The sequence below is a fragment of the Burkholderia anthina genome, from assembly GCF_902498995.1.
Classification (GTDB): Bacteria; Pseudomonadota; Gammaproteobacteria; order Burkholderiales; family Burkholderiaceae; genus Burkholderia; species Burkholderia anthina.
The window spans coordinates 101,248-113,488 of the sequence record NZ_CABVLY010000011.1 but is presented as its reverse complement, the minus strand read 5'-3'; the positions used below and the strand labels follow the sequence as shown (position 1 = coordinate 113,488).

Genomic DNA, 12,241 nt, shown 5'->3' with positions numbered 1-12,241 from the left:
ATGCCGCCGGCTCATCGGCCGCGCGGCTGCCCGACCCGCGCGGCCACGTTCGGGAGAAGCGGTTCATGTTGCAGGCATTCGCGGTCTTGCTGACCTTCCAGTGTCTCGGGGAAGGGGTGTCCTATCTGTTCGGCCTGCCGGTGCCGGGCCCCGTCATCGGCATGCTGCTGCTGTTCGGTTTCGTGATGCTGCGCCCGCAGGTGGCCGACGCGATCGAGCCGACCGCGCTCGAGCTGCTGCGCCATCTGTCGCTGCTGTTCGTGCCGGCCGGCGTCGGCATCATGGTGTCGGCCGATCGCGTGCGCGGCGATGCGCTCGCGGTCGTCGTCGCGCTCGCGGTGAGCACGTCGCTCGCGATCGCCGTGACCGCCCTCGTCACGCGCGCGTTGCTGCGGCGCCAGCGGCGCGCGGATGCCGCGGCGGAGGGCACGCAATGACGGCCTTCCCGAAACTCGGCGCGATCTGGGTCTATCTCGCCGCGACGCCGCTGCTCGGCCTGACGATCACGCTGATCGCGTATCTCGTCGCGCAGGCCGTCTATGCCCGCGCGCGCTTTAATCCGCTCGCGAATCCGGTGCTGATCGCGGTCGCGCTGATCGTCGTGTTGCTGACGCTTACGCATACGCCGTATCCGACGTATTTCGAAGGCGCGCAGTTCGTGCACTTCCTGCTCGGCCCGGCGACCGTCGCGCTGGCGTTGCCGCTCTACCGCCAGTGGTCGAAGCTGCGCCGCGCGGCGGTGCCGCTGCTCGTCGGCCTGCTCGCGGGCTCGCTGACCGCGATCGCATCGGCGGTCGGCATCGCCGCGCTGTTCGGTGCATCGCACCAGACGATCGCGTCGCTCGCGCCGAAATCCGCGACTACGCCGATCGCGATGGCCGTCGCGCAGGAAATCGGCGGGATTCCGTCGCTGACCGCGGTGCTGGTGATCTCGACCGGGGTCTTCGGCGCGGTATGCGCGCGCGGGATCCTCAACGCGCTGCGCGTCGAGGAGCCGGCCGTGCGCGGCTTCGCGCTCGGCGTCGCGTCGCACGGGATCGGCACCGCGCGCGCGTTCCAGGTCAGCGAGGAGGCCGGCGCGTTCGCCGGGCTCGGGATGGGGCTGAACGGCGTGCTGACGGCGTTCATCGTGCCGATCCTGCTGCCGATGCTGTCGCGCTGGCTGTGAGCGCGCGCGACGCTATCGGTTTCCCTGATGGCGCGCGCGCGGCATCGGCCGGCCGGGCGCCGGCCGCGCATGTATCGCAGCCGTTATCGGGAGAATTCGGGAACGCGCACGGACATTTGCGCAGCGATCGGCTAACGTTGCATCGGCGCCGTCGTCGCACGCCGACGTCCATGGCGTGCGTGCGGGCGTTCAACCCACAATCAACAATCGACAAGGAGATCCGGCCATGACGAAGTCTCGCGTGGTTTCGATGGCAGTGGCAGTAACGGCGTCGTTCGGTCTGCTGTTGACCGCCGCGCCGGCGGCATACGCGCAGGATCCGGCGTCCGCGCCGACGCAGAAGCAGCTCGACAAGGCGCAGAAGAAGGCGGCCCGCAAAGCGGCCCGCGCGCGCCACGCGAAGGACCTGAAGGCGATCGGCACGGGCAGCGGCTACCGGCTGACCAACGACCAGAGCAACTATCCGCAAAACGCGGTGCAGAAGGCGCCCGCGACGAAGGCGGCGCCGGCCGCGCCGGCATCGGGCCAGTAACGGGTCAGTATCGGGCCGGTATCGGCCAGCGGTCGCGCAAGAAAAAACGGCGCCGGTTCGACCGGCGCCGTTCGTTCATCCGCGTCCCGCGCATGCCGGACGCGCCGCCCGCCCCCGGGCTTTCCGGGGCAGGCGGCATCCCGCGTTACGACGCGAGCTTCGCCGCGAGTTCCGCGACGTGCTTGCCCTGGTAACGCGCGATATCGAGTTCGTTCGCGCTCGGCTGACGGCTGCCGTCCGCGCCTGCGAGCGTGGTCGCGCCGTACGGCGTGCCGCCCGTGATTTCGTTCATGTTGACGAGCCCGCTGCAGGCGTACGGCACGCCCGCGATCACCATTCCGTGATGCAGCAGCGTCGTGTGGAACGACGTGATCGTCGTTTCCTGGCCGCCGTGCTGCGTGCCGGTCGACGCGAACACGCTGCCGATCTTGCCGACGAGCGCGCCCTTCATCCACAGGCCGCCGGTCTGGTCGAGGAACGTGCGCATCTGGCCGGCCATGTTGCCGAAGCGGGTCGGCGTGCCGAAGATGATCGCGTCGTAGTTCGCGAGTTCGTCGACCGTGGCGACCGGTGCAGCCTGGTCGACCTTCACGCCGGCCGCCTTCGCCTGGTCGACGGGGATGGTTTCCGGCACACGCTTGAGCGTGACCTCGACGCCGGGCACCGATTGCGCGCCTTCGGCGACGTGCTGCGCCATCGTTTCGACGTGCCCGTAGGACGAGTAATAAAGGACGAGTACCTTGGCCATGTTGCGAATCTCCGATTAAGAAGGCCCCGCATTCAGCGGGGCCTGGTTTTCCGAACGGGCGTTATGCCCACTCGGCCGTCACTTCGACCGGACGCAGGTCGAATACCAGCACTTCGGCATCCTTGCCGTCGGCGAACGTCAGCGCCTGCTCGCCGCGGATGCGTGCGCCGTCGCCTTCGCCGAGCGTCACGCCGTTGACCGTCACGCTGCCGCGTGCAACGTGCACGTAGGCGAAGCGGTCCGGTGCCAGTTCGAGCGTGGCGCGCTCGTCGCCGTCGAACAGGCCTGCGTAGATCCGCGTGTCCTGCCGGATCGTCAGCGAGCCGCCGTTGCCGTCAGGCGACACGATCGGCGCGAGCTTGCCGCGCTTGTCGGCCGCCGCGACATTGGTCTGCTGATAACGCGGCGCGGCCCCCTTTTCAACCGGCCCGACCCAGATCTGCAGGAAGTGGACGGGCGTTTCGTGCGAGTGGTTGAACTCGCTGTGACGCACGCCGGTGCCCGCGCTCATCAGCTGGACGTCGCCCGGCACGATCACCGACCCGGTGCCCATCGAATCCTTGTGCTCCAGCGCGCCGTCGAGCACGTACGACAGGATTTCCATGTCGCGGTGCGGGTGCGTGCCGAAGCCGCGGCCCGGCGCGACGCGGTCGTCGTTGATCACCAGCAGGTCGGAGAAGCCGACTTGCTGCGGGTCGTAGTAGTTTGCGAAAGAAAACGTGTGACGGGAGCTGAGCCAGCCATGCTCGGCACGGCCACGTTGGTTTGCTGCACGAGTCTCGATCATGATGTTGTCCTGGATGTCCGCCGGACCTCGGAAGTGGGCCCGGCCGTTCGTTGAGATGAATCTTAGGTCAATCTATTTAACAAATAAATGGCTGAAGAGATAATGACTGTCTCTTTAAGGTGGACAATATGGAACTCAACGACCTGAGGATTTTCGTCGCGACGGTCGATGCGGGCAGCTTCACGGCCGCGGCCGACCAGCTGATGCTGTCCAAGCAGTTCGTGAGCCGGCGCACGATGGCGCTCGAGGCCGCGCTCGGCGTGCGTTTGCTGCATCGCAACACGCGCAATCTCGCGGTCACGGAATCGGGGCAGGAGTTCTATGCGCGCGCGCAGCGGATCCTCGCCGAGGTCGCCGATGCCGAGCAGGCGATGTCGGTGCGCAGCACCGAGCTGCACGGCTCGCTGAAGATCAGCGCGCCGCTGTCGTTCGGGATCACGCACCTGTCGCCGCTGATCGCCGAATTCCTGTCCGCGCATCCGGCCGTGCGGCTGAACCTCGACCTGACCGACCGGCGCGTCGACCTGATCGGCGAAGGTTTCGATCTCGTGCTGCGGATCGGCACGCTCGAGGATTCGACGCTGATCGCGCGTCCGCTCGGCGCGTGGAAGATGATCGCGTGCGCGAGTCCCGGCTACCTGAAGCGGCAGGGCACGCCCGCGACGCCCGCCGAGCTGGCCGGCCACACGTGCCTGATGTACGGGCGCGAACGGCGCGTCGGCTGGGAATTCCGGGTCGACGGCGCGGCGCGCACGTTCGACGTGCAGGGCCCGCTCGTCGCGAACAACGGCGAAGTCGTGCGCGATGCGGCGATCGCCGGGCTCGGCATCGCGCTGCTGCCGCATTTCATCGTCGGCGCGTCGATCGACAGCGGCGCGCTGGTGCCGGTGCTCGACGCGTATGCGCCGTCGCCGATCACGCTGAACGCGGTGTTTCCGCAGCATCGGGAAGGGTTCGTCACGCTGCGCACGTTCATCGGGTTTCTCGCGGAGCGGCTGGACGCGCGCGGATAGCCGGCGCGGGGGTGGTGCGGGGCGGCGAGGGCCGGCGACGGTTGTGGAACAGGCGTGCGGCGAACAGGGGCGTCAACTCCGCGGGATCTGCGGAGATCGTCGAGCGACGCGGGGAATCGGTCGGATCATCTTCGCATCGTGAGCGGCGATCCCGTCGATCACGCACACACGACGCTCGATGCGGTATGGGTCAAGGTGCACTTCTGGCCGCGATGTGCTGGCGCCGCGTGAGTGCACGTCGGACCAGGGTCATGCATGGCCGGTCCGACGGCTTCGAAGCGAAGCTGACGACCAGGCAAGTGGGCTGCCCGCGCGAAAGGCTCGCAAGACACGGCGCTGCCGGCCTTCGCGCGAGTTGCCGTCATCGTGCGAGCAGGCGGGGCAAAGGCATCGTGCGCGTGATCGGTGTGGATGGCGCGGCCGGTTCGGGTTACGCTTCGGCGGGCGTGACATGCCGCGCATGCCGCGTCGGGCACTTTTACCTCGAACGTTGCGGACACGACGTTTTTACGGGGCCGCGACCCAGCGACGATCCAGGCCATGACAATCCAGAACCGATCGAATGCTCGCGCCGGCGCGCGAGGGCAAGCCGCGCTTCGCGGCCGGCAGGTGCGCAACGCGATCTTGCGATCCGCCATGATATTTGCAGTCCTGAAGATCTCGTCGCCGATCGCGCATGCCGCCGGCTTCGACTGCGCGAAAGCCGCTTCGCCGACCGAGAAGGCGATCTGCGCGGACGCCGGCCTGTCGAAGCTCGACGGCCAGTTGGCGGCGGCCTGGAAGGCGGCGCTGACCAAAGGCGGCGATACGGCTGTGCTGAAAACCGCGCAACGGAAATGGCTCAAGCAGCGCGACCAGTGCGGCGGCGACGCCGCGTGCGTCGGCGATCGCTATCGAGAGCGGCTCGCGAGCCTGAACGGCACGCCGCTCGCGGCCGACCGGTGGCAGCAGACGTGGTATCGCGACAGCGACAATCCGTCATTCGGCGGCGCGCTGACGTTCACCGGCACCGCGCCGCGTCTTCATTTCGAACTGAGCGGCAACAACGGCGCGAACACCGGCGAGCTCGGCGGCGATATCTCGTTGCACGGCGACAGCGGCACGTTCCGCCACGAGCAATGCCGACTCGATTTCAGCCGCAAGGGCGCGCGCGTGCAGGTCGTGCAACACGGCGACGATGCCGATTGCGGCGCCGGTGCGGGCGTCGTGTATGGCGGCGACTACGTGACCGCAGCGAAGGCGCAGAGCAAGGCGCCCGCCGACCTCGTGACGCTGAAGGTGCTGGCCGATGCGAAGCAGAACGCGATCGCGCACAAACTGCTCGGCGCCGACTATCAGACGCTCGTCGACACGATCAATTACGGCGCTCAAGACAAGGATCTCGACGGCCTGAACGCCAGCGTGCAGTCGTACTGGGTGCGCGGCATCGCGACGACGAACGCGGCGATCGTGATGCGCCGCGGCGCCGATCTGTGGATCGGGCTGCTCGTGTTCGATGCGCATGACAACGTGCGGATGCGCTATTACACCAGCGTGCCGACGTGGAAAAAAACCGTGCCGAAGACCATTCGCGCGTGGCACGACAATCTCGACAAGACGCTTCCGATCGACATGATGTGATGCGATGGGACGCCGGGCCGGCACGCGTGTCGGCCCTTCATGACGCGTTTGTTACGTGACAATTGTCTACTTAATCGAGACAGCGAATCTTGTTTTGACGGATTGATGATTTACGGTGAGACAGTAGACTGCACCCGTGCTTCGCCAGAACCGATCCGGAGCGCGCCACGACGGCGCGGCAGGGGCGGATTCTTCGGCGGCGGGCCGACCGGCCCGTGGTCCGATTGCGCGAGGAGTGGTTCGTTGCCGATTCATTGGTTCGCCGTCCAGGCGGACGCCGGCAGCGGATGCGTCAAACCGTCAATTCAAGGTGAGTGCTATGCGTTACGTTTCGCTGGAGTCGAAGAAGGACGAGCTGCTGCTGGCAGCCCGCGTGTTGCTGATGATCCTGTTCGTGCTGTTCGGCTGGCAGAAGCTGGCCGGCTTCTCGGGTACGGTCGCGTACATGGCGTCGACGGGTTCGCCGTCGCCGGAGCTGTCGGCGGTGATCGCGGTGGCGATCGAGCTGGTCGGCGGCGCGCTGATCGCGATCGGCTTCTACACGCGTCCGCTCGCGCTGCTGTTCGCGGCCTATACGCTCGCGACCGCGCTGATCGGGCATCGCTACTGGCAACTGCAGGGGATGGACCAGTACGTGGCGATGATCAACTTCTACAAGAACATCAGCATCATCGGCGGGCTGCTGTTGCTCGCGGTGACCGGGCCGGGGCGGTATTCGCTCGACCGGAAGTGAGATAGCACGGCTGTTCGTGCGGCATGACGGGCCCGGTGCGCTTAATCGCGCACCGGGTTTTTTCATGGCGGGCGCGTCGTCGACGTCCGGCGGCACTCGACATCGGTTGCCGGTTCCCGTATAGATTGGAACCCCCGTGTTTCCCGTTCATCGCCGACTATCGTGCCGCACCCGACCATCTTCCTCATCGGCGCCGCCGGCCTGCTCGGCCGCGCAGTCGCCGCGTCGCTGTCGCGCGAATCGTCGCTCGACCTGATCGCGACGATCCGGAATCCGCAACGCGCAGGCGCTGCCCGCGTCGCATTGCCGCCGGACAACGTCGTCACGCTCGATGTTCTCGACCAGCCGGCCCTCGAGCATCTGTTCGACACGCGCCGGCCGGCCGCCGTGATCGTCTGCGCCGCCGAACGCCGCCCCGACGTCTGCGAACGCGATCCGGCGGGCGCCCGCGCGATCAACGTCGACGCCCCGGCCCGCATCGGTGCGCTCGCCGCCCGCTACGGCGCGTGGACGCTCGGCATTTCCACCGACTACGTATTCGACGGCAAGGCCGCGCCTTACCGCGAAGACGCGACGCCGAACCCGCTGAACATCTACGGCCGCACGAAGCTGGAAGGCGAAGCGGCTTTGCTCGCCGCGTCGCCGCTTTCCTGCGTGCTGCGCCTGCCGTTGCTGTACGGCCCGATCGTCGACTGGAGCGAGTCGGCCGTCACGAGCCTCGTGCCGGCGATCGTCGCGTCAGCGCGGCCGGGCGCACCGGCAGTCGGCATGGACGCGTGGGCGATCCGCTACCCGACCTACACGCCGGACGTCGCGCAGGTCATCCGCGACCTGACGCTGCGGCATCTCGCGGGCGCGTCCGTCACGGGCATCCGTCACTGGTCCGCCGAAGAACCGATGACGAAGTACGACATCGCGCGGCGGATCGCGGCCGCGTTCGGCATCGACGCATCGCTCGCGCCGATCGACCAGCCGGCCGACGCGACGCCGCGTCCGTACGACTGCCATCTGGATGCATCGCGGGTGTGCGCGCTCGGGATCGACTGGACGACGCCGTTCGACACCGCGCTGCAAGCCGTGCTGCGCAACGCGCCGCCGCTGCCGTAAAGCCGGCGCGCCGGGGGGCTGCAGCACGGCGCCCCCGGTCATCGTGCGTGCACGGAAAGGCGATACACTGCGCGGGTTCCCGAGTGCCGGGGAGCGTCAGGGCGCCGGACCGGTTCGCCGATGCCCTGACTCATTCGAACAAATCAAGAGAGAAAGAGAGGGCCCATGCTGACACGTCTTCGTATCGGACTCGATCGCGCGCGCGACCTGCGCGATGCCAGCCGACCATCGCCCATTCAGCCGCGCCCGCAGGCATGCGAGCTGGTCGACCTGAGCGCCAGGCGCGCGACCTGGCGCGTGCCCGTTCCCGGCCAGGCCGACTGCTATCTGGCCGCGACGCCCGGCGCAACGGAACGCTACGTCGTGCATCTCGATGCCGACCGGTTCTACGCGCTGTGGCTCGGCACGAGCCCGGCCTTTCCCCGGCTCGATTCGCAGGATTGCGTGCCGCGCCGCATCATGCCGCTCGATCGCAAGTTCTCGACGGCCGCCGCCGCGTTCAGGGCCGGCCGCCTCGAGCCGGTCACGCTGCCGCCGGTCGGCTACTGGCTGGAGGGCAGCGGCTACGAAGTCGCGATGAGCGACGGCATGACGCGTACCTACTGGCTGCTCGCGAATCGCGTGCGATCGTTTCCGGTCTGCGTCGACGAAGCAACCTGGGCGATGATGCTGAACAACCTGGCCGGCGTCGGCGTGTCGCCGATCGCGTTCAGTGAGCTTTTTTCCCGGCGCGCATGAGCGGCGCGCGTCCCTCGAATTGACACTCCGCGTTCGCGGCCAGTAAAGTCGCGTCGCGGGGCGGTGGGTCAAGCACACCCCCGGAACAGGCAGCCGATGTTCCAGGACTACGGGGCTACCCCGTGGATGAGATCGACACGCCGATGCGTCGCAAGAGCGCAATTTGCGCGTTGCGCAAAGACTGCTCTCGCAGCACCTGTCACGTTGACTCATCGTCCCGCCCATTCTTCCTCATGCACGCGTCCCTGTTCGACACCGTCCGCACGATTGCCGAAGCGATGCTGGCCGGTGCGCCGGAACGCGGCGGCGTCGTCGACCGGATCGCGGCCGTGCTCGGCGCCGCGCCGCCATGGGCACACGACGTGTCGGACGACGCGCTGGCACGCTTCGGCGCGCAGTGGGCCGACGTCGATACCGACCGGCTCGCCGGCATGCTGGCCGACGCGCCGGCGTTCCTGAACGCGTGGTACGGCCCGCATCGGCCGGTCGTGATTCGCGTCGTGCGGCGGCCGCCGGTGCAGCGGCCGTTGCCGCCCCGGCTCGCCGGCTGCGACGTGCCGCTCTGGCCGACGTGCGGCGATCTTGCCGAGTGGCTCGGCGTGAGCACGGCCGAGCTCGACTGGCTGTCCGATCGCTGGCGCGTCGACGCGCGTAGCGCCGACACGCCGCTGCATCACTACACGTACACGGGATACGACAAGCGCAGCGGCGGCTGCCGGCTGATCGAAATGCCGAAGGGGCGGCTGCGCGAAGCGCAGCGGCGAATCCTGCACGGGCTGCTCGATCGCGTTCCGCCGCACGATGCGGCGCACGGCTTTCGCAAGGCGCGCGGGATCGTGTCGTTCGCCGCGCCGCATGCGGATCGCGACGTCGTCGTGCGTTTCGATCTCGCGGATTTCTTCGTGTCGGTGCGGGCGGCGCGGGTCCATGCGCTGTTCGACACGCTCGGCTACCCGGTCGACGTCGCGCGGACGCTGACCGCGCTGTGTACCAACCGCGTGCCGTCGGCGCGGCTGCTCGCGCCCGACCTGCGCGACCGGTTCGACTGGGCCGCCCGTCAGCGCTACCGTTACCGGCATCTGCCGCAGGGCGCGCCGACGTCGCCGGCGCTGGCGAACCTGTGCGCGTTTCGCTTCGACATGCGGCTCGCCGCGCTCGCGCGTTCGCTCGGTGCGACCTACACGCGCTATGCGGACGATCTTGCGTTCTCGGGTGGCGATGTTCTCGCGCGCGACGCCGAACGGCTGGAGCGCCGGGTCGCCGCGATCGCGCTCGACGAAGGCTTCGCGCTGCAGTTGCGCAAGACGCGCGTGATGCGGCGCGGCACGCGGCAGCAACTGGCCGGCGTCGTGGTCAACCGTCACCCGAACCTCGCGCGCGATGCGTTCGATCTGCTGAAAGCCATCCTGACCAACTGCATCCGTCACGGGCCGGCATCGCAGAATCGTGCGGCTCACACGGACTTTCGCGCACACCTGGCCGGGCGGGTCGCGCACGCCGCCGCGCTGAACCCCGCGCGCGGCGCGAAGCTGCAGGCGCTGTTCGACCGGATAACGTGGGATACGTGCAGCCCGGGCGCGTAAATCGCCGCGCGCGCGGGCCGAATCGAAAAAGTCTGCAAACGCGATGCTTGCGCGCTGCTATCATTCGCGCCATGTCGCGCCCGAGCAGGGTGCGGCGCCTGGCGGCGCGGAGGTCGTCGCCCACGGTTCGTCAAACGTTCGCGTGCAGTGCACCACGTGTTGCGCGCCGGATCGGTCCGGCTTTCGACGCTCGCATTTGCCCTCGGCAAACTTCGAAAGCCTTTCAGATTCCGGGCAAACGATTCACATATCGCAACACTGATTGGCGGAACTTCATGATAGGTTCGGCTATCGGACGTTTTTTGAATAAAAACATACCCAAAGAGGATGTGTACATGACCCAGGCCCTGCAGGAACTCGAAGCACAACTTCGGGACCTGAACATCAAGCTGTCGGAAGCCAAACAGAAGGAGAAACAGGCCGCGCTCGCGGCATTCAAGGAACAGGTCGAGCTGTTGGGGATCTCGCAGCAGGAAGTGCTGAGCGCCCTCGGCTATATCGTTCAGCGAAAACGCAAGTCGCCCGCGAAGTATTACGACCCGACGACGGGACGCTCGTGGTCGGGCCGCGGCCCGAAGCCGAAATGGCTCGAAGGCAGGGATCTCGGCTCGCTGCTCGTCGACCGCGAGGCCAAAACCTGGTGGCCCGGGGACGACCAGGGCTGATTCAGCACGGCGCCGGCGTCGCGCCGGCGCCGTTCGACGCGCGCCGGCGGGGATTCCGGCCAAGCGTCACCGTCCCGTCCTTTCGATGGCCCGCGCAAGCGCGGCGTCGTTCGTTCCGTCTTTCAAACCGGTTACTTTTCGCGTCCCGCTTCCCGCTCCGGAAAGCGGGACGCGGTGCTTTTCCGCCCGCGTCCGTTCACCGGTCCGTCACGCGCGGCAACTGGCCTTAGAATGTCGCCCGGACATTTCCGGCACAACACCATGGCAGCAAACATGAAATCTTCGGCGCTCGGCGATCCGGCGGCGCCGCGCGGGGAACAGGTCGGCGCTTACGCGTGGAAGGCGCTGGCCGGCTCGGCGATCGGCTATGCGATGGACGGCTTCGACCTGCTGATCCTCGGCTTCATGCTGCCCGCGATCACCGCGGCGCTGCAACTGACGCCCGGGCAGGGCGGCGCGCTGGTCACGTGGACGCTGATCGGCGCGGTCGCCGGCGGCATTCTGTTCGGTGCCCTGAGCGATCGCTACGGACGCGTGCGCGTGCTGACCTGGACGATCCTGCTGTTCGCGATCTTCACCGGCCTCTGCGCGTTCGCGCAGGGCTTCGGCGACCTGCTCGTCTACCGGACCATCGCGGGCATCGGCCTCGGCGGCGAGTTCGGGATCGGCATGGCGCTCGCCGCGGAAGCGTGGCCGGCGAGCAAGCGGGCGCGCGTGTCGTGCTACGTCGCGCTCGGCTGGCAGGCCGGCGTGCTGCTCGCCGCGCTGCTGACGCCGCTTCTGCTGCTCCATATCGGCTGGCGCGGGATGTTCGTGGTCGGTGTGCTGCCCGCGCTGCTGGCGTGGGTGCTGCGCAACCGGCTGCACGAGCCGGACGTGTTCGTGCAGCGCGCGACGCAGCCGCGCGTCAACACGTTCCGGATGCTCGTCGCCGACGGCCGCACCGCGCGCACGAGCGCCGGCATCGTGATCCTTTGCGCGGTCCAGAACTTCGGCTACTACGGGATCATGATCTGGCTGCCGACCTTCCTGTCGAAGCAGATGGGCTTCTCGCTGACGAAGTCGGGGCTGTGGACGGCGGCGACCGTGATCGGAATGATGGTCGGCGTGTGGGTGTTCGGGCAGCTCGCCGATCGCATCGGGCGCAAGCCGACGTTCCTGCTGTACCAGCTCGGCGCGGTCGTGACGGTCATCGCGTATGCGCGGCTGTCCGATCCGACGACGATGCTGTGGGCCGGCGCGCTGATGGGGATGTTCGTCAACGGGATGGTTGGCGGATACGGGACGCTGATGTCCGAAGGCTATCCGACGGCCGCGCGCGCGACCGCGCAGAACGTGCTGTGGAATATCGGCCGCGCGATCGGCGGGTTCGGGCCGGTCGCGGTCGGCGCGCTGGCCGCGCACTACTCGTTCCAGACGGCGATCGCGTTGCTCGCCGGTCTCTACGTGCTCGACATGGTCGCGACGCTGTTCCTGATTCCCGAACTCAAGGGCGTCGAACTCGAATAGCGGCATGTGCAGCACGGTGCGGCGCAGCGCAACGCGTC

Annotated in this window: 13 protein-coding genes; 11 read left to right on the top strand and 2 right to left on the bottom strand. The window is 67.9% G+C overall.

Annotated features, from left to right (window positions below; translation table 11 throughout):
- The first annotated feature begins 65 nt into the window (after positions 1–65).
- From BME24068_RS16305 to BME24068_RS16295, 3 genes are all read left to right on the top strand, one after another.
- Complete coding sequence (locus BME24068_RS16305) at positions 66–437, top strand: CidA/LrgA family protein (RefSeq protein ID WP_096508618.1); 372 nt, start codon at positions 66–68, stop codon at positions 435–437.
- Positions 434–1,168, top strand: coding sequence for an LrgB family protein (locus tag BME24068_RS16300; protein ID WP_174926666.1), 735 nt, complete (start codon positions 434–436; stop codon positions 1,166–1,168). Before BME24068_RS16305 ends, BME24068_RS16300 begins: the two co-directional genes overlap by 4 nt.
- Positions 1,169–1,394: 226 nt before the next feature.
- The gene (locus BME24068_RS16295) at positions 1,395–1,700 is read left to right on the top strand and encodes a hypothetical protein (RefSeq protein WP_174926665.1); all 306 of its coding nucleotides are present in this window, start codon (positions 1,395–1,397) and stop codon (positions 1,698–1,700) included.
- A 145-nt stretch (positions 1,701–1,845) separates the two neighbouring features.
- On the opposite strand, the gene wrbA is transcribed toward BME24068_RS16295, so the two are convergent.
- Both wrbA and BME24068_RS16285 read right to left on the bottom strand, forming a co-directional pair.
- Complete coding sequence (wrbA, locus tag BME24068_RS16290) at positions 1,846–2,448, bottom strand: NAD(P)H:quinone oxidoreductase (protein ID WP_096508578.1); 603 nt, start codon at positions 2,446–2,448, stop codon at positions 1,846–1,848.
- 61 nt (positions 2,449–2,509) lie between these two features.
- Entirely contained in the window at positions 2,510–3,235 is a 726-nt protein-coding gene (locus BME24068_RS16285; protein WP_174926664.1) for a pirin family protein, read from the bottom strand.
- Positions 3,236–3,363: 128 nt separating this feature from the next.
- On the opposite strand from BME24068_RS16285, the gene BME24068_RS16280 reads away from it, so the two are divergent.
- From BME24068_RS16280 to BME24068_RS16245, 8 genes are all read left to right on the top strand, one after another.
- Positions 3,364–4,248, top strand: a complete 885-nt coding sequence (locus BME24068_RS16280) for a LysR family transcriptional regulator (RefSeq protein ID WP_174926663.1) — start codon at positions 3,364–3,366, stop codon at positions 4,246–4,248.
- 636 nt (positions 4,249–4,884) lie between these two features.
- Positions 4,885–5,868, top strand: a complete 984-nt coding sequence (locus BME24068_RS16275; protein WP_174926662.1) for a lysozyme inhibitor LprI family protein — start codon at positions 4,885–4,887, stop codon at positions 5,866–5,868.
- A 319-nt stretch (positions 5,869–6,187) separates the two neighbouring features.
- The gene (locus BME24068_RS16270) at positions 6,188–6,601 is read left to right on the top strand and encodes a DoxX family protein (protein WP_096508583.1); all 414 of its coding nucleotides are present in this window, start codon (positions 6,188–6,190) and stop codon (positions 6,599–6,601) included.
- 162 nt (positions 6,602–6,763) lie between these two features.
- Complete coding sequence (locus tag BME24068_RS16265; RefSeq protein WP_174926661.1) at positions 6,764–7,708, top strand: dTDP-4-dehydrorhamnose reductase family protein; 945 nt, start codon at positions 6,764–6,766, stop codon at positions 7,706–7,708.
- A gap of 165 nt (positions 7,709–7,873) precedes the next feature.
- The gene (locus BME24068_RS16260; protein WP_096508585.1) at positions 7,874–8,446 is read left to right on the top strand and encodes a plasmid fertility inhibition factor family protein; all 573 of its coding nucleotides are present in this window, start codon (positions 7,874–7,876) and stop codon (positions 8,444–8,446) included.
- Between the two features lie 233 nt (positions 8,447–8,679).
- Entirely contained in the window at positions 8,680–10,029 is a 1,350-nt protein-coding gene (locus tag BME24068_RS16255; protein ID WP_239007686.1) for a reverse transcriptase family protein, read from the top strand.
- 335 nt (positions 10,030–10,364) lie between these two features.
- On the top strand, positions 10,365–10,694 hold the full coding sequence (locus BME24068_RS16250; protein ID WP_174926660.1) for an H-NS histone family protein: 330 nt from the start codon (positions 10,365–10,367) through the stop codon (positions 10,692–10,694).
- Between the two features lie 261 nt (positions 10,695–10,955).
- Positions 10,956–12,203 (top strand): MFS transporter, encoded by a 1,248-nt coding sequence (locus BME24068_RS16245; RefSeq protein WP_174926659.1) that lies wholly within the window; start codon positions 10,956–10,958, stop codon positions 12,201–12,203.
- Positions 12,204–12,241: the final 38 nt, after the last annotated feature.